The sequence below is a fragment of the Streptomyces sp. ISL-66 genome (assembly GCF_018614135.1).
Classification (GTDB): domain Bacteria; phylum Actinomycetota; class Actinomycetes; order Streptomycetales; family Streptomycetaceae; genus Streptomyces.
The window spans coordinates 1-24,521 of record NZ_JAGGOW010000087.1 but is presented as its reverse complement, the minus strand read 5'-3'; the positions used below and the strand labels follow the sequence as shown (position 1 = coordinate 24,521).

The 24,521-nt window shown below is 71.9% G+C and carries 25 protein-coding genes and 1 pseudogene; 10 read left to right on the top strand and 16 right to left on the bottom strand.

The window, feature by feature from the left end; all coding sequences use genetic code 11:
• Nucleotides 1-142: 142 nt before the first annotated feature.
• Nucleotides 143-997: an alpha/beta fold hydrolase gene (locus tag J7E97_RS17525; RefSeq protein WP_215028109.1), complete on the bottom strand. Its 855-nt coding sequence runs from the start codon at nt 995-997 to the stop codon at nt 143-145.
• A gap of 296 nt (nt 998-1,293) precedes the next feature.
• Between J7E97_RS17525 and J7E97_RS17520 the strand changes: the two genes are divergently transcribed.
• Nucleotides 1,294-2,052 carry a GntR family transcriptional regulator gene (locus J7E97_RS17520; RefSeq protein ID WP_215028107.1) on the top strand — a complete coding sequence of 253 codons (759 nt, stop codon included), beginning with the start codon at nt 1,294-1,296 and terminating at the stop codon, nt 2,050-2,052.
• 288 nt (nt 2,053-2,340) lie between these two features.
• Here J7E97_RS17520 and J7E97_RS17515 read toward each other — a convergent pair whose 3' ends face one another.
• The 3 genes from J7E97_RS17515 to J7E97_RS17505 all read right to left on the bottom strand — a co-directional run bounded on the left by J7E97_RS17515 (nt 2,341) and on the right by J7E97_RS17505 (nt 5,469).
• On the bottom strand, nt 2,341-3,498 hold the full coding sequence (locus J7E97_RS17515; protein WP_215028106.1) for an ROK family transcriptional regulator: 1,158 nt from the start codon (nt 3,496-3,498) through the stop codon (nt 2,341-2,343).
• Between the two features lie 122 nt (nt 3,499-3,620).
• Nucleotides 3,621-4,271, bottom strand: a complete 651-nt coding sequence (locus tag J7E97_RS17510; RefSeq protein WP_215028104.1) for a response regulator transcription factor — start codon at nt 4,269-4,271, stop codon at nt 3,621-3,623.
• A 4-nt stretch (nt 4,272-4,275) separates the two neighbouring features.
• Nucleotides 4,276-5,469: a sensor histidine kinase gene (locus J7E97_RS17505; RefSeq protein ID WP_215028102.1), complete on the bottom strand. Its 1,194-nt coding sequence runs from the start codon at nt 5,467-5,469 to the stop codon at nt 4,276-4,278.
• Nucleotides 5,470-5,577: 108 nt separating this feature from the next.
• Here J7E97_RS17505 and J7E97_RS17500 point away from each other — a divergent pair, with 108 nt between their 5' ends.
• Nucleotides 5,578-6,489, top strand: a complete 912-nt coding sequence (locus tag J7E97_RS17500) for an ABC transporter ATP-binding protein (RefSeq protein WP_215028099.1) — start codon at nt 5,578-5,580, stop codon at nt 6,487-6,489.
• A gap of 26 nt (nt 6,490-6,515) precedes the next feature.
• Complete coding sequence (locus tag J7E97_RS17495) at nt 6,516-7,265, top strand: ABC transporter permease (RefSeq protein WP_215028097.1); 750 nt, start codon at nt 6,516-6,518, stop codon at nt 7,263-7,265.
• Between the two features lie 122 nt (nt 7,266-7,387).
• Here the strand turns inward: J7E97_RS17495 and J7E97_RS17490 are convergent, their stop codons facing one another.
• The 6 genes from J7E97_RS17490 to J7E97_RS17465 form a co-directional block, all read right to left on the bottom strand.
• Complete coding sequence (locus J7E97_RS17490; protein WP_374224171.1) at nt 7,388-8,617, bottom strand: serine hydrolase domain-containing protein; 1,230 nt, start codon at nt 8,615-8,617, stop codon at nt 7,388-7,390.
• Between the two features lie 105 nt (nt 8,618-8,722).
• Nucleotides 8,723-9,259, bottom strand: a complete 537-nt coding sequence (gene mug, locus J7E97_RS17485; protein ID WP_215028125.1) for a G/U mismatch-specific DNA glycosylase — start codon at nt 9,257-9,259, stop codon at nt 8,723-8,725.
• Complete coding sequence (gene purB / locus J7E97_RS17480; protein WP_215028095.1) at nt 9,256-10,689, bottom strand: adenylosuccinate lyase; 1,434 nt, start codon at nt 10,687-10,689, stop codon at nt 9,256-9,258. Before purB ends, mug begins: the two co-directional genes overlap by 4 nt.
• Nucleotides 10,690-10,794: 105 nt before the next feature.
• A complete protein-coding gene (locus J7E97_RS17475) occupies nt 10,795-11,586 on the bottom strand; it encodes an SGNH/GDSL hydrolase family protein (RefSeq protein ID WP_215028093.1) in 792 nt (263 codons plus the stop codon).
• Between the two features lie 71 nt (nt 11,587-11,657).
• Complete coding sequence (locus tag J7E97_RS17470) at nt 11,658-12,677, bottom strand: hemolysin family protein (protein WP_215028091.1); 1,020 nt, start codon at nt 12,675-12,677, stop codon at nt 11,658-11,660.
• A complete protein-coding gene (locus tag J7E97_RS17465; RefSeq protein WP_215028089.1) occupies nt 12,674-14,017 on the bottom strand; it encodes a hemolysin family protein in 1,344 nt (447 codons plus the stop codon). Before J7E97_RS17465 ends, J7E97_RS17470 begins: the two co-directional genes overlap by 4 nt.
• Nucleotides 14,018-14,231: 214 nt before the next feature.
• On the opposite strand from J7E97_RS17465, the gene J7E97_RS17460 reads away from it, so the two are divergent.
• Nucleotides 14,232-14,657 carry a GNAT family N-acetyltransferase gene (locus J7E97_RS17460; protein ID WP_215028087.1) on the top strand — a complete coding sequence of 142 codons (426 nt, stop codon included), beginning with the start codon at nt 14,232-14,234 and terminating at the stop codon, nt 14,655-14,657.
• A 111-nt stretch (nt 14,658-14,768) separates the two neighbouring features.
• On the opposite strand, the gene bioD is transcribed toward J7E97_RS17460, so the two are convergent.
• From bioD to bioB, 3 genes are read right to left on the bottom strand one after another with little or no spacing between them, the layout of a single operon-like run.
• A complete protein-coding gene (gene bioD, locus J7E97_RS17455) occupies nt 14,769-15,539 on the bottom strand; it encodes a dethiobiotin synthase (RefSeq protein WP_308346554.1) in 771 nt (256 codons plus the stop codon).
• Nucleotide 15,540: 1 nt separating this feature from the next.
• A complete protein-coding gene (locus J7E97_RS17450; protein ID WP_215028085.1) occupies nt 15,541-16,863 on the bottom strand; it encodes an adenosylmethionine--8-amino-7-oxononanoate transaminase in 1,323 nt (440 codons plus the stop codon).
• Nucleotides 16,856-18,091 carry a biotin synthase BioB gene (gene bioB / locus J7E97_RS17445; RefSeq protein ID WP_215028083.1) on the bottom strand — a complete coding sequence of 412 codons (1,236 nt, stop codon included), beginning with the start codon at nt 18,089-18,091 and terminating at the stop codon, nt 16,856-16,858. Before bioB ends, J7E97_RS17450 begins: the two co-directional genes overlap by 8 nt.
• A gap of 155 nt (nt 18,092-18,246) precedes the next feature.
• Between bioB and J7E97_RS17440 the strand changes: the two genes are divergently transcribed.
• Nucleotides 18,247-19,419: an 8-amino-7-oxononanoate synthase gene (locus J7E97_RS17440; protein ID WP_215028080.1), complete on the top strand. Its 1,173-nt coding sequence runs from the start codon at nt 18,247-18,249 to the stop codon at nt 19,417-19,419.
• A 45-nt stretch (nt 19,420-19,464) separates the two neighbouring features.
• On the opposite strand, the gene J7E97_RS17435 is transcribed toward J7E97_RS17440, so the two are convergent.
• Nucleotides 19,465-19,686, bottom strand: coding sequence for a DUF397 domain-containing protein (locus tag J7E97_RS17435; RefSeq protein ID WP_215028079.1), 222 nt, complete (start codon nt 19,684-19,686; stop codon nt 19,465-19,467).
• 13 nt (nt 19,687-19,699) lie between these two features.
• Nucleotides 19,700-20,584 (bottom strand): helix-turn-helix transcriptional regulator, encoded by an 885-nt coding sequence (locus J7E97_RS17430; RefSeq protein WP_215028077.1) that lies wholly within the window; start codon nt 20,582-20,584, stop codon nt 19,700-19,702.
• A 197-nt stretch (nt 20,585-20,781) separates the two neighbouring features.
• Between J7E97_RS17430 and J7E97_RS17425 the strand changes: the two genes are divergently transcribed.
• Nucleotides 20,782-21,231 (top strand): ATP-binding protein, encoded by a 450-nt coding sequence (locus J7E97_RS17425; protein ID WP_215028076.1) that lies wholly within the window; start codon nt 20,782-20,784, stop codon nt 21,229-21,231.
• Nucleotides 21,232-21,250: 19 nt separating this feature from the next.
• Here the strand turns inward: J7E97_RS17425 and J7E97_RS17420 are convergent, their stop codons facing one another.
• The gene (locus J7E97_RS17420; RefSeq protein ID WP_215028075.1) at nt 21,251-21,640 is read right to left on the bottom strand and encodes a VOC family protein; all 390 of its coding nucleotides are present in this window, start codon (nt 21,638-21,640) and stop codon (nt 21,251-21,253) included.
• 306 nt (nt 21,641-21,946) lie between these two features.
• Between J7E97_RS17420 and J7E97_RS17415 the strand changes: the two genes are divergently transcribed.
• From J7E97_RS17415 to J7E97_RS17400, 4 genes and pseudogenes are all read left to right on the top strand, one after another.
• A complete protein-coding gene (locus J7E97_RS17415) occupies nt 21,947-22,267 on the top strand; it encodes an urease subunit gamma (protein ID WP_215028074.1) in 321 nt (106 codons plus the stop codon).
• On the top strand, nt 22,264-22,575 hold the full coding sequence (locus J7E97_RS17410; protein WP_215028073.1) for an urease subunit beta: 312 nt from the start codon (nt 22,264-22,266) through the stop codon (nt 22,573-22,575). The genes J7E97_RS17415 and J7E97_RS17410 overlap by 4 nt, the downstream gene beginning before the upstream one ends.
• Nucleotides 22,568-24,289, top strand: a complete 1,722-nt coding sequence (locus tag J7E97_RS17405; RefSeq protein WP_215028072.1) for an urease subunit alpha — start codon at nt 22,568-22,570, stop codon at nt 24,287-24,289. The genes J7E97_RS17410 and J7E97_RS17405 overlap by 8 nt, the downstream gene beginning before the upstream one ends.
• Nucleotides 24,290-24,302: 13 nt before the next feature.
• Nucleotides 24,303-24,521 (top strand): annotated as a pseudogene (locus J7E97_RS17400) (urease accessory protein UreF); the annotation flags it as partial.

The following is a 24,521-nucleotide window of genomic DNA, read 5'->3' as shown; positions in this document are numbered from 1 at the left end:
GTGAACACTGATGAGCGGATGGAGAGGACCGAAGGGTCAGGGGTTAGGAGGTAGGCGGGTAGGAGGTAGGGGCGTAGGAGGTAGGGGGGTAGGAGGTAGGGGGGTAGGGGGGTAGGGGTGAGCGGATAGGGGGGCCGGCGGGTCAAGGCGCCACGGGTCGGCGGCCGGAGCGGACCGTGTCCAGGATGACGCGGGCGACCAGGGCCGGGTCGTCATTCATCGGGACGTGGCCGCAGTCCGGGAGGCGGACGAGGTGCGCGCCGGGGATGGTCTGCTTGGCGCGTACGCCCTGGCGGCGCAGGAGCAGCCGGTCGCGGCTGCCCCAGGCGATGGTGACGGGCAGGCCGGGCAGGTCGTCGGTGAACCGAACGGAGCCGCCCGCCGCCAGGGTGCCCTCGAAACCGGTGGCCCCGCGCAGGGCGAGCGTCTCGGCGACCACGGCGGCGGGGGAACGGCGGCCGGGGCGCGCGTAGATGGTTCCGGTGAGGGCCGCCCGCCCGACGGCGCTGCGCGAGAGTCGCTCCACGGCCGGGCGGGGCAGCGCGGCGGCGCCGGCGCGCATCGCGCGGAGCGCGGCGAAGGCGTAGCGGCGCTCGCCCTGCGTCCAGAACCCGGCGGGGGAGAGCGCGGTGACCGAGCGGGTCAGGCCGGCGCGGCCCATCTCGAGGGCGAGCAGCCCGCCCAGGGAGTTGCCCGCGACGTGCGGGCGCTCGACACCGAGGGCGGAGGTGAGCGCGCCGAGCGCGGCCGCGACGGTCGCGAGGCTGTACGGGACCCCGTGCGGCAGCGGCTCCGAGACGCCGAAGCCGGGCAGATCGACGGCGATCACGTCGTGCTCGGCGGCCAGGATGTCAGTCACCGGGTGCCAGGCCTGGAGGTGGTGGCCGATGCCGTGGAGCAGGAGGAGCGGTTCGCCCGCGCCCTTGCGTTCGTACGCGGCGGTGGCGGTGCGGGGGCCCAGCGGCGAATCGATCGTGAAGGAGACCGTGGCGGTCATGCTGCTCCTCGTCGGGGTCGGGCGGCGGGTGCAAGACAGATTGTCAGTAGCGTGTCCCGCCATGATTACCGCCCGGTAGCCCCCGGCAACAAGAGCTCCGGACCGGAAACCCGCGAACATCCCGTGAACGGCTTGATACATATGCCCGATCTGCCCGGCAAGGGCGCGAGCATTGGTCTTGACCAAGGGGGTGCGTCGTCCTATCGTCGCAGGGATAGTGCAGGAACCTTTAATAAACAAGGGCGCGGAACTGCCGCTGGAACACGGCGATTGCAGCGATTGCAGGAGGAGTCAGGGTGGGGACCACGCAGCTCGAATCGGTGCCGGAGCCGAAGTACTGGCACCTGAAGACCGTCCTCAGTGAGGCGCTCGACCAGGACTTCGCCGTCGGCGAAGTCCTGCCCAACGAGCGGGAGCTCGCCGCCCGCTTCGGCGTCGCCCGCGCGACCCTGCGCCAGGCCCTGGAGCAGCTCGAGCTCGAAGGCCGTCTGCAGCGCCGCCGCGGCGTCGGCACCACGGTCGCCCCGCCGCGCGTCGGCGTGGACGTGGGTGGCGCGCGGCACAGCTGGCCCGGTGAGAGCACCGACGGCTGGGAGCCGGTGGACGCGGCGGAAGCCGTGCCGGGTGCGGCGGTCCTGGGGCTCCTCGGCACCGCCCCGGGCGAACTGGTCCTCGCGGTGCGCCGGACCCGCGTCGAGCAGGGGCAGTCCGTCGCGGCCGAGCTGCTGTACGTGCCGGCCGCTTCGGTGCCCGGACTCTCCGCGATCGACGTCCCGGCAGGTCCGGCGCGCGCCCGCGCCGTCATGCGCGAGCTGCAGCGGCTCGTCCTCGACGGCCAGGACCGCTCGGTGGAGCTCGGTTCGGCGCGCGCGGACGACGCGAAGGAGCTGGACCGGCTGCCCGGAGCCCCGGTCCTCCTGGTCACCACCCGCTACTTCACGGCGGCGGGGACGGCGGCCGTCTCGGTGGCTACCTACCGTGCGGACACCTGCCGCCTCACCTTCGGAGACTCGGGCGACGTACAGATCACCCACGACGCGCGCGTCGCTTCCTGAGCCACCGGCCGGCCCTCCACGGAGGGCCGGTCCGCTCCGGTTTCCGGCGGCGCAAGGTCCGGGAGGCGGACGGCCGGGCGGCCGGACCGGGACCGGCCGCCCGGATCACTACCGGGATTGCTATCACCGGATCTCGCACCCGGCTCCCGTACCCGGCTCCTGCACGCGGGTCACATATCCGCTCCCGCACCCGGCTCCGTACGGCGTCACGTCCGCGATCACGTACCCGGATCACGTAAGCGGGTCACCTACGGGATCGCGCACCGTACGGCCCGCTCCCGCGGGGAATCAGCGGCGGCGGGCCGTCACCGTTTTCTCCACCGCGAACAGCTCTTCCTCCACGTGGTCCAGCGCCAGCCGCAACGCCCCGGTCGCCACCGCCGCCTCGCCCAGCAGGGACAGGGCCACGCGTGGTGGGCGCAGGCAGTACCGCTCCAGCTCCCGGCGCAAGGGCTCCAGGATTCCATCCAGACCGGCCGCCCAGCCGCCGACCACGACCAGCTCCGGATCCATCGCCAGGACCAGCGCCGCCACGTCGTGCACCAGCCGCTGAAGGAACCGCTCCACCGCGGCCACCGCACCACTGTCACCGCGCTTGGCCATCGCGAAGACCTCCGTCACGGCCGGCTCGTCCAGCGGATGCAGCGGCTCGCCGGTCGTCGACAGCAGCCGCTCCGGCGTGACCTCGCGGCCCAGCAGGTGCAGTGCGCCGATCTCCCCGGCCGCCCCGCCGAAGCCGCGGTGCAGACGGCCGCCGATCAGAGAGCCCGCGCCGGGGCTGAGTCCGGCCATCACGAAGACCATGTCGTCGGTGTCCCTCGCCGCGCCCTTCCAGTGCTCGGCCACCGCCGCGGCATTGGCGTCGTTCTCCACCTGCACCGGGCAGCGGAAGGAGCGGCGCAGCCGTTCCCCGAGGGGCAGCCCGGTCCAGCCGGGCAGCGCCGTGCAGAGTCGGACGGTGCCGTCGGCCTCCACGATCCCGGGGCTGCCCACGCCGACCACCCGAAGGGAGTCACGGGGTACCCCGGCCTTGCGCAGCAGGTCGGCCACCGCCGTCCGGACCTTCTCCAGCCGCTCGTCGGCGGACGCCGTTTCGGCGACCTCCTTGGTTCCGGCGCCGATCACCCGGCCGTCCAGGCCGGACAGCAGCACCGCGATCCTGTGCGAGCCGATCTCCACACCGAGCAGGTGCCCGGCTTCGGCGCGGAAGCGGAACCGCCTGGCAGGCCGGCCCTGGCGCCGCGCGCCTTCCTCGGCACCGGCTTCGACGACGAGCCCGGTACCGATGAGTCCCTCGACGACTCCTTCGACGGTCGGCCGGGAGAGCCCGGTCACCCGTGTGAGGTCGGTGAGGGTCGGCGCCTCGGCCGCGCGCAGTGCCCGCAGTACCACGGCGGAATTGATCCGCCGGAGCAGCGAGGGGTCCCCGCCGGTCAGCTGCCCCAACGTGTGTCCTCCCAGCGAGCGAGCTTGTCAGCCGGATCGTACTGCGGACCCGGTACGACGGCGAGAAGCAGCCCCCCATCGGCCGGAATCAGCCCCTCCCCGCCCGCCTGTCCCGGCGGCGGTCAGGCAGGCGCCACGAACCCCGACTCGTACGCCGCGATCACGGCCTGGGTCCGGTCCCGCGCCCCCAGCTTCGCCAGGATCGCGCTCACGTGGGATTTCACCGTCTCCGTCCCGACGATCAGCTCGCGGGCGATTTCGACATTGGTCAGCCCCTTCGACATCAGCCGCAGCACGGCCGCCTCCCGCTCGGTCAGCGCGGCCCGCTCCAGCATCGTCCGCGCCTGCCGGTTCCCGTACTCGGCGGCCAGCGAGCGCACCGCCGCCGGGAAGAGCAGCGTCTCGCCCTCCGCCACCAGCCGTACCGCGTGCACGATCTCCGACGGCCGGGCCCGCTTGAGCAGGAACCCGTCCGCGCCGGCCCGCAGCGCCTGGTAGACGTACTCGTCGTTCTCGAACGTGGTGACCACGAGGATCTTCGGCGGGGAGTCCACGGAACGCAGGACCGCGCGCGTCGCCTCGATCCCGTCGAGCAACGGCATCCGGACGTCCATGGCCACGACATCCGGTCGCAGTTGCCGCACCAGAGGGACCACCGAGGCACCGTCGGCGGCCTCCCCGACCACCTTGATGTCGGGCTGGGCGTCCAGGACCGCGCGCAGACCCGCGCGCACCAGGGGTTCGTCGTCGACGAGCAGTACGGTAACCGGCATCCGGTCAGCGTATTCGCTTCAGCGGAAGCCGTGCGCGCACCCGCCAACCCCCCTTGTACAGGCCGGTCTCGGCTTCCCCGCCGAGCAGTGCGGCCCGCTCCCGCATGCCGCGCAGCCCGCTGCCGCTGCCGGCCATGACTGTGGGCCGGTCCGGCAGCGGATTGGTCACCTCCAGATCCAGCCGGTCGGAGACCATGCCGACACGCACCCGTACCGGCACGGGACCGCAGTGCCTCAGCACATTGGTGAGCGCCTCCTGCAGGATCCGGTACCCCTCCTGGGTGACCCGCTCCGGCAACTGGTCCAAGGGGCCGACCAGTTGCGCGTCGACCGTGGCGCCCGAGGCGCGCGCCGACTCGAGCAGCCGGTCCGCCTCCGCCAACGTCGGCCGCTGGGAGGGCCGCCGACCGGACTCCCGCAGGACGAGCAGCACCCGTTCCAGATCCTCCAGCGCGGCCCGGCCCGTCTCCTCGATCGCGCCCAGCGCGCGGTCGGTGAACTCCGGGTCGCCCGCCGCCCGCGCGGCTCCCGCCTGGACGACCGCCACGGTCAGCGCGTGGCCGATCGAGTCGTGCAGCTCCCGCGCGATGCGGGTGCGCTCCAACAACTGCTCGGTACGCACCTCCAGGGCGGTGAACCGCTCCGCGGCCGAGGGCCCCAGCAGCCGGCGGCCGATGGTGGTGATCATCTCGCCGAGCAGGATCACGAGGACGAGCAGCAGGACCAGCGGTACGGGTGCCAGCAGCCAAGCCACCCAGGAGGGGAGGGGGAACGGCAGCAGATTGTCGTCGGTGACCGTCCCGCCGAGCGCGGTCGTGATCAGCTGGACCGTCAGCACCGGCAGCCACACCGTGGCCATCGTGGTGACCAGCGATACGACGAGCCGTATCTCCAGCCACAGCAAGGTCCGCCAGCGGTCGCTCCACTTCCTGGACGCGACGGTGCTGAAGCTGTTCTCCTCGGTCTCCCGCTCGCCCTGGGCGCCCCGCTCGGGCGGTGTGAGGAGGAACTGCGCCTGGAGCCCCTCGGCCAGCCGCATCCAGGGCAACAGTGCCATCGGGATGACGATCAGCAGGGGTACCCACGGAGCCGCGGGCTCTATGAACATCCAGACGGCCAGCATCAGGATGGGCACGCACAGGTGCACCCAGCGTGAATAGGTCACTGGTTGGAGCGCGGCGCGGAACAGTCGGTGCATCCCCACAGCGTGGCAGGTCAGGGCATCGCCGCGGCTCCCCCACGTGGGGGAGAGGGAACCCTCGCACGGGGGAGGAAGAGGGAGGGGGCCGGCGGCGAACCTTGAGACATGAACAGCATCGAGATTCGAGAACTGACCAAGGAATTCGGCCGGACCCGGGCCGTGGACCACCTCACCTTCGATGTCATGCCCGGCCGCGTCACCGGTTTCCTGGGGCCCAACGGCGCCGGGAAATCGACCACGATGAGGCTGCTGCTGGGCCTGGACCGGATCACCTCCGGGACGGCCACCATCGGCGGCCGGCGGTTCACCGAGATTCCCGATCCCCTCCACCGGGTGGGCGCACTGCTGGACGCGCAGTCGGCGCACGGCGGCCGCACGGCCCGCGACCACCTGCGTTTCCTCGCCGCGGCCAACCGCATCCCGATGAGCCGGGTGGAGGCGGTCCTTGAGCAGTCGGGGATAGCCCCGGCCGCCAAGCGGCGGATCAAGACCTTCTCGCTGGGGATGCGCCAGCGCCTCGGCATAGCGGCCGCACTGCTCGGAGACCCCGAGGTGCTGCTGCTTGACGAGCCGACCAACGGGCTCGACCCCGAAGGCATCATCTGGATCCGCGAGCTCATGCGCGGCCTGGCGGCCGAGGGGCGCACGGTCCTCGTCTCCAGCCACCTGATGACGGAGACCGCGGCCCTCGCCGACCACCTGATCGTCCTCGGGGCGGGCAAGCTCCTGGCCGACACCTCGATGGAGGAGTTCATCGACGCCCGCAGCGCCCCGAGGGTACGGCTGCGCACCACCGACCCGGTCCGGCTGCGGGCGGTCCTCGCCCACGACGACCTCGAACTGGTCACCGCCGAGGGCGGCCGGTGGACGGTCGACGGCATACAGGCCGAGCGACTCGGTGTCATAGCCGCCCGCGAAGGCATTCCGATGCTGGAGCTGACCGACGAACGGGCCTCGCTGGAGCAGGCCTACCTCGACCTGACCGCGGGCAGCGCCCAGTTCGCCGCCACCCGCTGATCCACCCCTTCCAAGGAGGCTTCCCCATGAGCACCGCTCTGCCCACCGTCCCCGTCCTGCACGCGGAATGGATCAAGATACGGTCCCTGCGCGGCACCTTCGCGGCGCTGATATGCATCTTCGCCGTCACCCTGGGAATCCAGGTACTGGTGGCCGCGATGATCGGTCAGGCGGAAGCCGGCAGCATGGGGGACGACCCGCTCCTCGCGGCCTTCTACAGCCTCAACTTCGGCCAGATCGCCGCCTTCGCCTTCGGCGCGACCGCCCTGTCCTGCGAATTCCACGACGGCGCCCTGCGCACGTCGCTGACCGCGGTGCCGAACCGGGCGCGGCTCTACCTGTCCAAGATGGTCGTGGTGGGCGCGGTGGCCCTCGTGGTCGGCCAGGTCGCCGCACTGGCCACGTTCCTCGGAGGCCAGGCGTTCATGGGATCCTACGCCCTGGATCTGGGCAGCCCGGGTACGTACCGTGCGGTGTTCGGCTGCGGCGCGTACCTGGCGCTGATGGCCCTGCTGGCGGCCGGACTGACGGCAGTGCTGCGCAGTGCCACCGCCGTCCTGAGCCTGCTCATACCCTTCACTCTGATCGTGTCCTTCGTGCTCGGCGCGGCTTCCGAGGGCGTCGCCCGGTTCCTGCCGGACCGTGCGGGCCAGATGATGATGCGGCTGGACACGTCGACGGGCCTCGCCCCCTGGACAGGCCTCGGGGTACTGGCCCTGTGGGCCCTGGTCGCGGTGACCGGCGGCTGGCTGTCCCTGCGGCGCCGGGACGCGTGACGCACAGGGCGACCCAGACGGGCGACCCGGACGGGCTCCACGGCGAACGCGACGCGACCGGCCGGCTCCGGGAAGAGCATCCCGAGGAGCCGGCCGGTTCGGGGGCGGGGTGGGGCGAAGTGTCAGCTGGGCTTCGGGGCCAACGGCTTGTGTCCGGGGTACACGTGGTCGGGGGTCACGATCTGGGTGACCGCCTCGCCGAAGAGCGTGCTGGGCTCCTGGCCTTCGCTCTGGCTGTCGGTATTGAGGACGATGACCATCGTGGCCCGCGCCTCGGGCAGGTAGACGGGGAGGACTTCGTAGCCCGGGATGGAGCCGTTGTGGCCGATCCAGCCCTGGACGTTGAAGATGCCGAGCCCGTAGCCGTCACCGGGAACGTTCATCGGGGTCGTCTTCAGGCGCTCGGACTGGGTCGCGGGTGTCAGGAGGGTGCCGGTGGCGAGGGTGTGTGCCCAACTGCGGAGGTCCTGCAGGTCGGAGACCATCTCTCCGGCGGCCCACGCCCAGGAGGGGTTCCAGTCGGTCGAGTTCTCGGTCTTGCCCGAGGCCGTCTGGTTCGTGTAGCCCTGCGCGTGGGGATCCGGCATCGCGGCACTCGTGGGGAAGACGGTGCGGTGCAGTCCGGCCGGCTTCACGACGTCCTGCTCGATGACCTCGTGGATCGGGCGGCCGGTGATCTTCTCCACCACCAGGCCGAGCAGGATCAGGTTGGTGTTGGAGTAGTCGAACTGCGCGCCCGGCTGGAACTGCACGGGGTTCTCGAAGGAGTAGTCGAGCAACTGCTTCGGTGTGAAGGACTGTTCCGGATCGGCTTGGAACTTCTTGATGAAGTCCGGGTCCAGGCTGTAGTTGAAGAGCCCGCTGCGCATGCCGGCCAGTTCGCGCAGGGTGATGCGGTCCCCGTTCGGGACATCGGCGATGTACTTGCCGATGGGATCGTCCAGGCTGAGCTTTCCCTGGTCGACCAGTTGGAGGAGGGCGGTGACGGTGAACGTCTTGGTCTCGCTGCCGATGCGCACGTGAAGATCGGGCTTCATGGGCGCGCCGGTCGCCTTGTCCGCCACGCCGAAGCTCTTCACGTAGCTACCCTTGCCGGGTGCCCACAGGCCCACCGTCACTCCCGGTACCCGCGCCTCGCTCATGACCTGGCGGACGGCCGTGTCCAGTCGCGCCGCGACGGCCGGCGTCAGTTGCGGGAAGTCCGAGTCGGCGTCCGGGGAGGGGCCGGCGGGAGCGGTGAGCGCCGGAGCGCTCGCCCCGTACGCGGAACCTGCGACCGCCGGAGCGATGAGCACACCTGCGGCGGCCACGGCCGCGCACATCCGGGGCAGCCGCATGCGGGTCGACTTCACAGCGGTCTCCTGTCGTCCGAGGACCCAGGCAACAAGACCAAGCGTAGGCCCGCCCCACCCCACTCGCGAGATGAGCTCCCCGCTCGCGGTCCCCGCACCAGCTAGCTAGGCGTCGGCGGCCGCGCGGAGGCGGGCGTATTCGAGGGACATGGACTCGGCGGTCCAATGGGCGTTGAGGCCGCTGGGGTTGGGGAGGGCCCAGATGCGGGTGGAGCCGATGGTGCGTTCCTGGGGGCCGATCTGGGCCTTCCGCTCGCCGAAGGCGGTGCGGTAGGCGGTGACGCCGACCACGGCCAGCCACTGGGGGCGCAGCAGCTCGACCTTGGCCGTCAGGACGCGGCCGCCCTCGCGGAACTCCTCGGCGCTCAGTTCGTCGGCCCGCGCGGTGGCACGGGCCACCACGTTGGTGATGCCGAGGCGGTAGGTCAGCAGTTCCTCCTGCTCCGCCGGGGCCAGGCGGCGCGGGGTGAAACCCGACAGGTGCAGGACCGGCCAGAACCGGTTGCCGGGGCGGGCGAAGTGGTGGCCCGTCGCGGCGGAGAGCAGCCCGGGGTTGATCCCGCAAAAGAGCACACGAAGACCGCCCGCGACCACGTCCGGGAGGACGCGGTCGCGGGCGGCGTTCAGCTCGTCGGGGGTCAGAGGATCGACCCGGGGGTGTATCCGGCGGCCTCCGGATGCGCCTTGGTGATCTCCTCGATGCGGGAGACCACCACGGCGACCTGGTCGCCCGCCGCGCCGGTGAAGGACAGCTTGTCGGCCATCAGGGCGTCGAGCTGCGCCCGGTCCAGCGGCATCCGCTCGTCGGCCGCCAGCTTGTCGAGCAGCTCGTTGCGTTCGGCGCCCTGCTCGCGCATGGCGAGGGCGGAGGCCACCGCGTGCTCCTTGATGACCTCGTGGGCGGCCTCGCGGCCGACCCCGGCCCGCACCGCGCCCATCAGGACCTTGGTGGTGGCCAGGAAGGGGAGGTAGCGGTCCAGCTCTCGGGCCACGACGGCGGGGAAGGCGCCGAACTCGTCGAGGACCGTCAGGAAGGTCTCCATGAGGCCGTCGAGCGCGAAGAACGCGTCGGGCAGGGCGACCCGGCGGACCACGGAGCAGGAGACGTCGCCCTCGTTCCACTGGTCACCGGCGAGCTCGCCGGTCATCGAGGCGTAGCCGCGCAGGATGACCATCAGGCCGTTCACGCGCTCGCAGGAGCGGGTGTTCATCTTGTGCGGCATCGCGGAGGAGCCGACCTGGCCGGGCTTGAAGCCCTCGGTGACCAGCTCGTGGCCGGCCATCAGCCGGATCGTCTTGGCGATCGAGGACGGGGCGGCGGCCAGCTGCACGAGGGCGGTGACCACGTCGTAGTCCAACGAGCGCGGGTAGACCTGGCCCACCGAGGTGAAGGCCTGGCCGAAGCCGAGGTGGGAGGCGATGCGCTGCTCCAGGTCGGCGAGCTTCGAGGCATCGCCGCCCAGCAGGTCGAGCATGTCCTGCGCGGTGCCGACGGGGCCCTTGATGCCGCGCAGCGGGTAGCGGCCCAGCAGGTCCTCGAGGCGCCCGTACGCGACGAGCAGTTCGTCGGCCGCGGTGGCGAAGCGCTTGCCCAGGGTGGTCGCTTGCGCGGCGACGTTGTGTGAGCGGCCCGCCATGACCAGCTCGGCGTGCTCGCCGGCCAGCTTGCCCAGGCGGGCGAGGACGGCGACCGTGCGGTCACGGGCCAGTTCCAGCGAGAGCCGGATCTGGAGCTGCTCGACGTTCTCGGTGAGGTCGCGGGAGGTCATGCCCTTGTGGACGTGCTCGTGGCCGGCGAGGGCGTTGAACTCCTCGATGCGGGCCTTGACGTCGTGCCGGGTGACCTTCTCGCGCTCCGCGATGGAGGCGAGGTCGACGGTCTCAAGGACGCGCTCGTAATCGGCGATGGCCTCGTCCGGGACCTCGATACCGAGGTCTTTCTGGGCGCGGAGCACGGCGAGCCACAGCCGCCGCTCCAGCGTCACCTTGTACTCGGGGGACCACAGGACGGCGAGCTCCGCGGAGGCGTAGCGGCCGGCCAGGACATTGGGGATGCGGGGCTTGGCAGTCACGTGTAGGGATTCTACTTGGGCCGCGGCTGTGCGTTTACGCAGGTAGGGGCCCCGCCCCGGATTGTGCCTTGCTACGAGAGCGGCGTCACGTGCCGCCCTCGGCCCTCAGGGGAGCCGCTCGCCCCGCCGGTCCTCGTACGCCAGCAGCTCCGGGCGCTTGGCCGGGAGGCCGTCCCCGCTGGAGCGGCCCGTCAGGCGGCGGCCGACCCACGGGAGCAGGTGCTGCCGCGCGAAGCTGAGGTCCTGCGAGCGGCGCGCGGCCCAGCCCGGCGGAACCGAGGGAGGCAGTTCGGTGCGCCAGTCGGTCTCGGGCGGCAGGCCCAGCGACTGCCATACCGCTTCCGCCACCCTGCGGTGGCCCTCGGCCGTCAGGTGCAGCCGGTCCACGTCCCACATCCGGGGGTCCCCGAGCACGGAGGCCCCGTACAGGTCCACCACGAGGGCACCGTGCCGTGCGGCGAGCTCCTCGATGATGACGAAGAGCTCCTCCATACGGGGGCGGAACCGTTCCATCACGGGCCCGTTGCGGCCCGGTGAACGCATCAGCACCAGCGTCCCGCAGGAGGGCGCCAGCAGGCCGACGGCCTCCTCCAGGTGCCCGCGCACCCGGCCCATGTCGACCTTGGGCCGCAGGGTGTCGTTCAGTCCGCCGACGAGGGTCACCACGTCGGCGCCCATCGCGGCGGCCACCGGTGCCTGTTCTTCGGCGATCTGGCCGATGAGCTTGCCGCGGACCGCGAGGTTCGCGTAGCGGAAGCCGGGCTCGCGCGCCGCGAGGCGGGCGGCCAGCAGATCGGCCCAGCCCCGGTAGGAGCCGTCGGGGAGCAGGTCGGACATGCCCTCGGTGAAGGAGTCGCCGACCGCGACAAGACTGGTGTAAGAGGCATTCATCTCCATGGCGGAGCGATGTTACCGCGCGGTACCCCGGTCGCGCAGGCGGGACCGGGGCAGCGCGACGGCGGAGCGGACTATGCCGAGGCCGGTCGGCCGAACAGCTCCCGCAGCACGTCCTCCATCGTGACCAGGCCCGTCATCGCGCCGTCGGTCCCGAGGACCGCCGCCAGGTGCGTACGGCTGCGCCGCATCGCGGTCAGCACGTCGTCCAGCGGGGTCTCCGCCCGCACCTGGGCGATCGGCCGCAGCGCCGAGACCGGGAACGGCTCGTCGCGCTCGGCCGCGTCCAGCGCGTCCTTGACGTGCAGGTACCCCAGGATCCGGTGCTGCGAGTCGATCATCGGGAAGCGGGAGTAGCCCGACTCCGCCGACAACCGCTCCAGCCCGGCCGGAGTGATGCCCTCGCGGGCCGGAACCACCCGGTCCGCGGGCAGCACCACATCGGTGACCGGCCGGCGCCCGAGCTCCAGGGCGTCGTACAGCCGCTCGCTCGCCCGGTCGTCGATGAGCCCCGCCTCACTGGAGTCCCTGACGATGCGGGCCAGCTCGTCGTCCGAGAAGGTCGCCGTGACCTCGCTCTTCACGTCCACCCGCAGCAGGCGCAGCAGGGCGTTGGCGAAGGCGTTGATCGCGAAGATCACCGGCTTCAGGGCCCGGGTCAGGGCCACCAGCGGCGGGCCCAGCAGCAGCGCGGTCCGCACCGGCTCGGCCAGCGCCACGTTCTTCGGCAGCATCTCGCCGAAGAGCATGTGCAGGTACGTGGCCAGCGCCAGCGCCACCACGAAGGAGATCGCGTGCGTCAGGCCGGGCGGCACCCCGAAGAAGTCGAACGCCGGGGTCAGCAGGTGGGCGATGGCCGGCTCGGCCACCACACCCAGCACCAGGGTGCACAGCGTGATGCCCAGCTGGGCCGCCGCCATCAGCGCGGACAGGTGCTCCAGGGCCCACAGCACCGCCCTGGCGCGCCGGTCGCCCTGCTCGGCGTAGGGATCGATCTGGCTGCGCCGGACCGAGATCAGCGCGAACTCCGCGCCGACGAAGAAGGCGTTGACGACCAGGGTCGCCAGGCCGATCAGCAACTGGACGGCGGTCATCGCTCCTCCTCCCCGCCGTTGTCACGCGTGGTGGGATCGGCCGGCACGTGCAAGAGCACCCGCGCCGCCCGACGCCCGCTGGCGTCCACCACGTCCAGGCGCCAGCCGTCCAATTCCAGGCTGTCGCCGACCACCGGGATCCGTCCCAGTTCGGTCGCTATCAGACCGGCCAGGGTCTCGTACGGGCCGTCCGGCACGCGCAGGCCGATCCGCTGGAGCTGGTCGGTGCGGGCGGACCCGTCCGCGGAGTACAGCGCGCGCCCGGAGGCGTCCTCGCCGGCCGAGTCCAGATCGGAGGTCTCGTGCGGGTCGTGCTCGTCGCGGACCTCGCCGACGACCTCCTCGACGATGTCCTCCAGCGTGACCACGCCGGCCGTGCCGCCGTACTCGTCGATGACCACGGCCATCGTCTGCTTGCCGGACAGCCGGTCCAGCAGCCGGTCCACCGTCAGCGACTCCGGTACGAGCAGGGGCTCGCGCAGCAGCTGCGACACAGGATGGCGGTGCCGCTCCTCGGCGGGCAGCGCCAGTACGTCCTTGATGTGGACGGTGCCGACGACGGTGTCGAGGCTGCCCCGGTAGACGGGGAAGCGGGACAGGCCGGTGGCGAGCGTCGCGTTCGCGACGTCCTCGGCGGTGGTCTGCACGTCGAGGGCCGTGACCTGGACGCGCGGGGTCATGACGTTCTCCGCGGTGAGGTCGGCCAGGTTCAGGGTCCGCACGAACAGCTCGGCCGTGTCCTTCTCCAGGGCGCCCGCCCTCGCCGAGTGCCGGGCCAGGGCCACCAGCTCCTGCGGGGTGCGCGCCGAGGCGAGCTCGTCGGCGGGCTCCAGACCGAACCGGCGGACCATGTGGTTCGCGGTGGTGTTGAGATGGCTGATCAGGGGTTTGAAGGTCCGGGAGAAGACCCGCTGCAGGGTGGCGACGCGCTTGGCGATGGCCAGCGGCGAGGAGATCGCCCAGTTCTTGGGCACCAGTTCGCCGACGACCATCAGGACGACGGTCGACAGCACGGTGCCGAGGGCCAGGGCGGTGGAGGACGCGGCCCCGGCGGACAGCCCCATGGCCTCGAAGGGGCCCCTGAGCAGGGCGGCGATCGAAGGTTTGGAGATCATGCCGATGACCAGGCCGGTCACGGTGATGCCGAGCTGGGCGCCGGAGAGCTGAAAGGTCAGGCTGCGGACGGCGGCCAGTGCGCTGTCGGCGCCGCGCTCGCCGCGCTCGACGGCCCGCTCCAGCTCGCTGCGCTCGACGGTGGTCAGCGAGAACTCGGCCGCGACGAAGACTCCGCAGGCAAGGCAGAGCAGCAGCGCCACGAGGAGCAGGAGCACTTCGGTCATCGGTCGTTCACCTCCATCCCATGATCAGACGGGAGGGGTGCCATCGCGCGGTGTCGCGCGGGGAAGTGGAGGGGACCGGGAGGCTCGCCCATGGGCGGACGCTCACACCTTTCGTTTCAGATCGGAGAGGAACTGCTGTTCACAGAGTAAAGGAAAGGCAAAGCGATCGGATCATTCTTTTGGCGGACCTCTTCGGTCGTGATGGGATCCGCACATGAACGATCTTTGCATCGAACCCGCAACGGCGGCCGATCTCGCCGCCGTCCTCGACTTCTGGAAGGCCGCCGCCGAGGGCACGAGTATCAGCGATGACCTGGACGGCGTCGAGCGCCTCCACGCCCGCGATCCGCAGTCGCTGCTCCTCGCGCGCCGCGACGGCGAACTGGTCGGCACGGTCATAGCGGGGTTCGACGGGTGGCGCTGCCACCTCTACCGGCTCGCGGTGCACCCCGGCCACCGCCGTCAGGGCATCGGGTCGGCGCTGCTGGCCGCGGCGGAGGAACGGTTCGCTGCGTTCGGCGGCCGGCGGGCGGACGCGATGGTACTGAACCGCAACGAGCGCGGGCAGCGGGCGTGGGAGGCCGGGGGCTACCACCCGGAGGATCACTGGACCCGATGGGTCAAGCCGCTGAACGGATGACCCGGCGGCGCTACGCCGTCCGGGGCCGCCCACCGACCGGCCCACCAGCCGACCGGCCCACCGGCCACCAGCCGACCGGCCACCAGCCGACCGGCCCGCCGACCCGCCCCGTCAGGCGGGCCAGGCTCTGAGGAAGGACGGCTCCGACCAGGTGCCGTGGAGGACCGGCGCCAGCCAGGCGGTGGCCGCCGCGCGGAAGGCCGCGGGATCCAGCGCCGCAGCCCGCTCCGGGACCGCGCCCAGCAGGGGCAGGTCCGAGACCGACGGAAGGTCGGCCAGGTTGCAGCGGGCCGCCAGGTCGGGGTCGGCGGGCCAGCTGCCGATGACCACGCCCAGGGCGGCGAGGCCCCGGGCCCGGAGGGCTTCGGCGGTGAGGGCCGTGTTGTTGAGAGTGCCGAGGCCCGCCGGGGCCACGACCAGGGTCGGGGCGTCCAGGAGCCGGGCCGCGTCCGCCAGGGTGTTGCCCGCCTCGTCGAAGCGGACCAGGAGACCGCCCGCGCCCTCGACCAGGACCAGATCGTGGGTCAGGGCGAGGCGGCGCGCCGCCTCGGCGATCTCGGCGGGGGAGACCGTGGGGAGGCCCGCGCGGCGGGCCGCCCGGTCCGGGGCCAGCGGCTCCGGGTAGCGGACCAGTTCGGCGGTGGTGACGGGTCCGGCCAGGCGGGCGACCTCCGCCGCGTCGCCGTGTTCGTCCGGGCCCACGCCCGTCTGGGCCGGCTTGAGGACGGCCACCGAGCGGCCCGCGGCGAGCGCCGCCGCCGCGACGGCCGAGGTGACGACCGTCTTGCCGATCTCGGTGCCGGTGCCCGAGACCACGAGGATCGAGCCGGCGGGCCGGCCCGCTTCGCGTACGGGGCGATCGGCCGTGTCACTACCGGGCACTTCAGGCCTCCTTCGCGGCCGCGATGACACCGCGGCAGATGCGGGCCACGTCGGCGTCGCCCGTGACGAACGGCGGCATCGTGTAGATCAGGTCCCGGAACGGGCGCAGCCAGACGCCCTCCCGGACCGCCGCGCGGGTGGCGCGCGCCACGTCGACCTCGTGGTCGAGCTGGACCACGCCGATCGCGCCCAGCACGCGGACGTCCTTGACCCCCGGGACCGAGGCCGCCGGGGCCAGCCCCTCGCTCAGGCCCGCCTCGATCCGCTTGATCTCGAGCGGCCAGTCCTGGCCGAGGAGCAGGTCGATGGAGGCCAGCGCGACCGCCGTGGCGAGCGGGTTGCCCATGAAGGTCGGCCCGTGGGCCAGTACGGGGACCTCGCCCCGGGAGATCCCGTCCGCCACCCGCTCCGTGCACAGGGTGGCGGCGAGGGTGAGGTATCCGCCGGTCAGCGATTTGCCCAGGCACATCACGTCCGGGGTGATCCCCGCGTGATCGGCCGCGAACAGCGCGCCCGTGCGGCCGAAGCCCGTCGCGATCTCGTCCAGGATCAGGAGGACGCCGAACTCGTCGCACAGCTCGCGCAGGACCCGGAGGTAGCCGGGGTTGTGGAAGCGCATGCCGCCGGCGCCCTGGACCACCGGTTCCACGATCACCGCGGCCAGTTCGTCCGCGTGCGCCGAGACCAGGGAGCGCAGGTGGGCGACGTACGCGGGGTCCACCGGTGCGCCGAACCCGCTCGGCGGGGCGTCCGCGAAGAGCTGGCGCGGGAGGATGCCCGACCACAGCTCGTGCATGCCGCCCTCGGGGTCGCAGACGGCCATGGGCTGCCAGGTGTCCCCGTGGTAGCCGCCCCGCCAGGTGAGCAGGCGGGACTTCGCGGGTCGTCCCACGGAGCGCCAGTACTGGAGGCACATCTTCACCGCGACCTCGACGGAGACCGAGCCCGAGTCGGCGAGGAACACGTGTTCCAGGCCGGGCGGGGTGATCTCGACGAGCTTCGCGGCCAGCCGGACGGCGGGCTCGTGGGTGAGCCCGCCGAACATCACGTGCGACATGCGGCCGAGCTGGCCGGTCACCGCCTCGTTCAGCACCGGGTGGTTGTACCCGTGAATCGCCGACCACCAGGAGGACATGCCGTCGACCAGCTCGTCGTGGCCCTGCGCCGGTTCGGCCAGCCGTAGCCGGACGCCCGAGGCGCAGGAGACGACGAGCGGCTCCTGCCGTCCGGGCATCGGACCGTACGGGTGCCAGACGTGCTGCCGGTCCAGCGCGAGCAGTTCGGCGGCCGGCAGCGGATCGTAGGAGCGGTGCTGATCAGGCATTGGGGGCGAGATCCGTCCCCGCGCCGCGTCGGCGCACCGCCACCAGTCCGGAGCGGACCTCGCCCGCCTCGGCCTGGGCCGGTACGGGGGCCTCGTGCCCGGCGTGGCCCGAGCAGCCGCCGCACGCCGAACCGCAGCCGGCCTCGTCCGCCGGGGCGGAGGAGCCGCAGACCGACGCTCCGGCGCCGTGCGAGCCGCAGCCGCCCTGGACCTCCGCGAGCTCGGAGCGGTGCGCGGGGAGGGTCGACGTACCGGCGCCCTCCACCTCGAAACCGGCGTCCGCGATCATGTCGAGGTCGGCTTGCCCGGCCTGGCCCTCGCTGGTCAGGTAGTCGCCGAGGAAGATCGAGTTGACCAGGTGCAGGGCGAGGGGCTGCATGGTGCGCAGGTGGACCTCGCGCCCGCCCGCGAGGCGGACCTCGACGTCGGGGCAGACGAAGCGGACCATCGCCAGGATCCGCAGGGCGCGCTGGGGGGTGAGGTTCCACTCCTTGGCCAGCGGGGTGCCCTCGAAGGGGATCAGGAAGTTGACCGGCACCGAGTCCGGGTCCAGCTCGCGCAGCGAGTAGACGACGTCGACGAGGTCCTCGTCGCTCTCGCCCATGCCCGCGATCAGACCGGAGCAGGCGGACAGGCCGGCGGCGTGCGCCTTCTGCACCGTGTCGACCCGGTCCGCGTAGGTGTGGGTCTTGGTGATCTGGCCGTAGGTGGCCTCGGAGGTGTTGAGGTTGTGGTTGTAGGCGTCCGCGCCCGCGTCCTTCAGGCGCTCCGCCTGCCCGTCCGAGAGCAGACCGAGGCAGGCGCAGACCTCGATGCCCTCGTTCTGCTCCTTGATGGCCTCGATGGTCTTGCCGACGCGGTCCACGTCGCGGTCGGTCGGGCCGCGCCCGCTCGCCACCAGGCAGACCCGCTTCGCCCCGCCGGCCACGCCCGCGGCCGCGGCCTGGGAGGCCTCTTCGGGTTTCAGCCACGTGTACTTGAGGATCTCGGCCTTCGATCCCAGCCGCTGGGAGCAGTACGAGCAGTCCTCGGGGCAGAGCCCCGACTTCAGGTTGACGAGGTAGTTCAGCTTGACCCGGCGCCCGAACCACTGGCGGCGCACCTTGCCGGCCGCGGCCACCACGTCGAGCAGTTCGTCGTCAGACGTCGCCAGCACGGCGAGTGCTTCTTCGCGGGTCGGCAGCTCACGCCGCAGCCCCTTGTCCACGAGGGTGTTCAGCAGGTCCATGACGCCGATCCTGGACCACACCACCACTCCCGGCCAAGGAGAGATCCAACAACATGGCCGGAAGAGAGTGTGTGTATCGCCACACCTGGCGCTCAAGTCACGACGGTTAGGGTCGGTCAGGTCTGTGGACTGCCGACAAAACACGAGGACCGCCGATGCCCCAGCACACGCCCGACCCCGTGGACGTCTTCGCCTGGATCGACGACGCGGAGCGGGCCCGGGAGCAGGCCGGACTCGTCCGGACCCTGCGTCCGCGCCCGGCCTCCTCGCCGCTCCTGGACCTCGCGAGCAACGACTACCTCGGGCTGTCCCGGCACCCCGAGACGGTACGGGGCGCACGTGAGGCGGCCGAGCGCTGGGGCGCCGGAGCCACCGGATCCCGCCTGGTCACCGGCACGACCGAACTGCACGCCGAGCTGGAGCGCGAGCTCGCCGCCTTCTGCGGGTTCGAGGCGGCGCTGGTGCTCTCCTCCGGCTACGCGGCCAACCTGGCCGCCGTCACCGCGCTCAGCGACCGGGGCACCCTGGTCGTCTCGGACGCCGGGAACCACGCCTCGATCGTGGACGGGTGCCGGCTCTCCCGCGCCGAGACCGCCGTCGTCCCGCACTGCGACCCGGACGCCGCGCGCAAGACGCTCGCCGCGCACGGCGGGCGGGCCCTGCTGGTCACCGACTCGGTGTTCTCCGTCGACGGGGACGCCGCTCCGCTCGCCCGCCATGCCGAGGCCTGCCGGGCCGAGGGCGCGGCCCTGCTCGTGGACGACGCGCACGGACTCGGTGTGCTCGGTGAGGGCGGTCGCGGCGCGCTGTACGCCGCCGGGCTCGCGGGCGCGCCCGGGGTGGTGGCGACGATGACCCTCTCGAAGTCCCTGGGCAGCCAGGGCGGCGCCGTGCTCGGCCCGGCCAAGGTGATCCGGCACCTGGTCAACGCGGCCCGGACCTTCATCTTCGACACGGGGCTCGCTCCGGCCGCGACGGGCGCCGCGCTCGCCGCCCTGCGCCTGCTGGAGCGGGAGCCGCAGCGGGCGGGACGTGCCCGGGAGGTGGCCGCCGAGCTGTACGGACGGCTCACCGCGTCCGGCCTGACCGCGGCCCGGCCGGACGCGGCCGTGGTGTCGGTACGGGCCCCGTCGGCTTCGGCGGCACTGCGCTGGGCCGCCGACTGCCGCGAGGCAGGTCTGTCCGTGGGGTGCTTCCGGCCGCCGTCGGTGCCGGACGGCATCTCCCGGCTGCGGCTGACCGCGCGGGCCGATCTCACGGGGGAGGAGATCAGCCGGGCGGTGGAGACGATCCTCGGGACCGCTCCGGCGGGAGCCACGGACCGCTAGTCGGAGCTACGGGAGCACGTGCGCCCGTACGTCCGCCCCCGGTGCCTACGTGGTCAGGTCCGCTCGTACGGAGACGAGGAAGCCGTCCCAGGCCGGCCCGGTGAAGAGCACGGCCGGGCCGTCCGCGCGCTTGGAGTCGCGGACGGCCAGCAGGCCGCCGCCGAGGACGGCCGTTTCCACGCAATTGTTCATTCCGGTGCTGCGGCTGCTGCGCAGCCACCTCGCGCTGTTCAGAAGTCCGCTGGTGGATAAGGGGGTTGCGGACACGGGGGGTGCCTCCTTACGCGTCGTCAGCGAGGGCGCTGATCAGATCCGACGAATCGCGGGGCGGGAGGGCGTGCGCCTGAATGGTGCGGAACGCGGCGCTGTACGCCTCAAGGTCTTCCTTCCGCTCCAGATAGAGGCTACTCGTCAAGTGGTCGAGTACCACCACATCCAGATCGGCGATGTTCGGAAATGAGAAGATGACGAACGGTCCGGTCAGGCCGAGATGTCCCCCCACGCTGAACGGCAGCACCTGTAGCCGTACATGAGGCAGCCTCGACACCTCCACCAGGCACCGCAGCTGCTCCGCCATCACCCTCGGCCCGCCGATCTTCCGCCGCAGCACCGCCTCGTCCAGGACCGCGCTCAGCTCCAGCGGCGGATCCGCCCGCAGTACGGACTGGCGCGCCAGCCGTACGTCGACCAGGGCGTCGACCTTCGGCTCCGGCAGCCCGCCCAGCGCCGCACGGGTCACCGCGCGCGCGTACTCCGGGGTCTGCAGCAGGCCCGGCACCACCGAGAGCTCGACGGTGCGGGCGGCCCGGGCACTCGCCTCCAGGCTGATGAAGTCCCGGTACTCCTGCGGCAGCAGGCCCCGGTAGTCGTGCCACCACTGGCGCCCGCGCCCGGTGTCGGCTCCCGGGGCGGGGCCGGCCGCCGAGACGGAGAGGGCTTCGAGCAGGGCGCGCTGCTGCGGGCTCGCGAGGCTTCCGTAGACGTCGAGCAGCAGCCGGATGTCCGCCACCTTGACGCCACTGCGCCCCGTCTCGATGCGGCTGATCTTCGACTGGTGCCATCCGACCAGCCGGGCCGCCTCACCACTGGTGAGTCCGGACCGGTCGCGCAAGGAGCGCAGTTCCTCGCCGAGCTTGCGCCGACGCACCGCGGGACCGTGTTGCACACCGCCTCCTCTTCACCGGCACAGGTCGCACCAGTCTGCCGTCCAAATACGCTATTCCGTAGCAGAGTTCACCGCATTGAGCGACAGATATATGCATATCTTGAGGGAACGGCAGAAATCGGGGGACGATGAGTGCCACTCTGGCGTCCAGCACAGATCCGGGACGAGTCCGCCCCGGTGGGAAAGGGACCGTCGCCATGGCAGATCACCAGGAAGCATCCGTCACTCTGCCGAGCGATCCGGCCTCGGTCGCGGCCGCCCGCCGCTACGTCGCGGAGGTGCTGAGCGAGTGGGGGCTGCCCGACGGGACGGACACCGCCGATAGCGTCCGGCTGATCGTCTCGGAACTCGCCACCAATGCGGTGCAGCACACCTTCGGCCAGTCGCCCACCTTCACCGTGGACATCCGGCTGGAGCGCGAGGAGTGGCTCCGCGTCGGGGTCACCGACAGCCACCCGCGCTGGCCCAAGCGGCTCCCGGCCGCCGTCCAGCAGGACAACGGCCGGGGCATGGTCATCATCCGCTGGCTCACCGCCGAGGCGGGCGGCCGGCTCTCGGTCAGCCCCACGGAGGACGGCGGCAAGACCGTCTGGATCGCCCTGCCCTGGGCGGTCGGGGCCCCGGCGAGGACCCGCACCGGCTGTTGAACCCCGAGGCCGCGCCCGGTCAGGCTCCCGCGCGCTCCGACACGCTGCGCTCGATGCACAGTTCGTTGCCCTCCGGGTCGGTCAGCGTGACCCAGCCGGTGCCGTCCTCCCGGCGCTGGTCGGACCAGAGCTTCGCGCCGATCCCGAAGAGCCGCTCGACGTTCTCGTCGCGGGTCCCGGTCGTCGGCTGGATGTCCAAGTGGACGCGGTTCTTCGCCGACTTTCCTTCCGGGACCCGGATGAAGAGCAGCCCGGGCACGCCCGGTTGCCCCGGGTCCAGCAGGATCTCGTCGTCTTCCGGCTGATCGTCCGCGTGGATCGGGAAACCGGTGACGGCGGACCAGAACAGCGCCAGCGCGTAGGGCTCCCGCGCATCGAAGGTGATGTGGCGGACGGGGTTGAGAAACATGCGACTCCTCGTGGGCGGCTCCGTATACGGAACCGGGCGTAGGGGCGACCGGAGTTGAATCGGGTACCTGCCCGAAACACGGGTTAACCCAGCGGAAAAACGCGGCCCTTAGCGTGGCGGCCACGTTCCCTCCGCCAATGATCACCCATGAGCCGGCAAAGCGGCGGTGGGCGGGACGGAAAGCCTTTCCCCGCGTTGGGCAAGACCCGCTTTTGGCTCGGATATGGGCAGGTCAACAAGGTGTTGACGGCGCGTAAGGTCGGCTCGGCGCGTTGTCGATGATGTCCCGGAAGCTTGGTGATTGCTGTGCACCTGACCCCCCACGAGCAGGAGAGACTGCTCATCCACGTGGCCGCGGACGTGGCCGAGAAGCGCAGGACGCGGGGCGTCCTCCTCAACCACCCCGAGGCGATCGCGCTGATCACCGCGCACATCCTCGAAGGCGCCCGCGACGGACGGACCGTGGCCCAGCTCATGGCGTCGGGCCGGACCGTGCTCTCCCGCGAACAGGTCATGGAGGGCGTACCCGAGATGATCCACGACGTCCAGGTCGAGGCGACCTTCCCGGACGGCACCAAGCTCGTCACCGTCCACGACCCGATCGTCGACAGGGGAGTACCGGCGTGATCCCCGGCGAAATCACTTACGGGGACGGCCCGGTGCACCTCAATGAAGGCCGGCCCGTCACCCGCATCACCGTGCTCAACGCCGCCGACCGCCCCGTCCAGGTCGGCTCGCACTACCACTTCGCCGAGGCCAACCCCGGACTCGACTTCGACCGGACCGCCGCCCACGGGCAGCGGCTCGACATCGCCGCCGGCACCGCGGTCCGCTTCGAGCCGGGCATCCCGGTCGCCGTGGCACTCGTACCGCTGGGCGGACTGCGCACCGTGCCCGGGCTGCGCGGCCAGACCGGAGGGCCGCTCGATGGCTGAGATTTCGCGCCAGGTCTACGCCGACCTCTTCGGGCCCACCACCGGCGACCGCATCCGCCTCGCCGACACCGACCTCTTCGTCGAGATCGAGCGGGACCTCGGCGGCGGCCCCGGCCGGGCCGGCGACGAAGCCGTCTTCGGCGGCGGCAAGGTCATCCGCGAATCCATGGGGCAGGCCCGCACCACCCGCGCCGAGGGCGCCGCCGACACCGTCATCACCGGAGTGGTCATCCTCGACCACTGGGGCATCGTCAAGGCCGACGTCGGCATCCGCGACGGCCGGATCTGCGGCATCGGCAAGGCGGGCAACCCCGACACGATGGACGGGGTGGAGCGCGCACTGGTCATCGGCCCCGAGACCGAGATCATCGCGGGCAACGGGAAGATCCTCACCGCCGGCGCCATCGACGCCCACGTGCACTTCATCTCCCCGACCGTGATCGAGGAAGCCCTCGCCTCCGGCACCACCACCCTCGTCGGCGGCGGCACCGGACCCGCCGAAGGGACCAAAGCCACCACCGTCACCCCCGGACCCTGGCACCTGGCCCGGATGTTCGCCGCGCTGGAGGCCCACCCCGTCAACATCGGCCTGCTCGGCAAGGGCAACACCATGTCCCGCGAGGGGATGTACTCCCAACTGCGCGGCGGAGCACTCGGCTTCAAGCTCCACGAGGACTGGGGATCCACCCCCGCCGTCATCGACGCCTGCCTCACCGTCTGCGAGGAGACCGGCACCCAGGCCGCCATCCACACCGACACCCTCAACGAGGCCGGGTTCGTCGCCGACACCCTCGCCGCCATCGGCGGACGGACCATCCACTCGTACCACACCGAGGGGGCCGGCGGCGGGCACGCCCCCGACATCATCACCGTGGTCTCCGAGCCCAACATCCTGCCCAGCTCCACCAATCCGACCCGGCCGCACACCGTCAACACGGTCGAGGAGCACCTCGACATGCTGATGGTCTGCCACCACCTCAACCCCGCCGTCCCCGAGGACCTCGCCTTCGCCGAGTCCCGGATCCGGCCCTCCACCATCGCCGCCGAAGACGTCCTGCACGACCTCGGAGCGATCTCCATCACCTCCTCCGACGCCCAGGCCATGGGCCGCGTCGGCGAGGTGGTGCTGCGCACCTGGCAGACCGCCCACGTGATGAAGAAGCGGCGCGGCTTCCTGCCCGGCGACGGACCCGCCGACAACCACCGGGCCCGCCGCTACGTCGCCAAGTACACGATCAACCCGGCCGTGGCCCAGGGCCTCGCCCGCGAGATCGGCTCCGTCGAGACGGGCAAACTCGCCGACCTCGTGCTGTGGAACCCGGCTTTCTTCGGGGTCAAACCCGAACTGGTCATCAAGGGCGGCCAGATCGCCTACGCGCAGATGGGCGACGCCAACGCCTCCATCCCCACCCCGCAGCCGGTCCTGCCCCGCCCGATGTTCGGCGCGTACGGGCGCGCCCCCGGCCTCAACTCGGTCAACTTCACCTCGCAGGCCGCCCTCGACGACGGACTGCCCGAACGGCTCGGACTCGACAAGGAGTTCGTCGCCATCGAAAGCACCCGCAAGGTGACCAAGGCGGACATGCGGGGTAACGACGCCATGCCGAGGGTCGAGGTGGACGCCGACACCTTCACCGTCACCATCGACGGCGAAGTGGTGGAACCGGCCCCGGCGACGGAACTGCCCATGGCCCAGCGCTATTTCCTCTTCTGATGGGCGCGGACCGATGAGCCTCGCCGCCCTCCTCGTCCTCGCCGACGGCCGCTTCCCCGCCGGAGGCCACGCCCACTCCGGCGGGGCCGAGGCCGCCTGCCGGGCGGGCCGGATCCACGACGCCGCCACCCTGGAGGAGTTCTGCCGGGGCCGGCTGCACACCGCCGGGCTGGTCGCGGCCTCGCTGGCCGCGGCCGCCGCCGACGGACTCGACCCGGCGGCCCTCGACGCG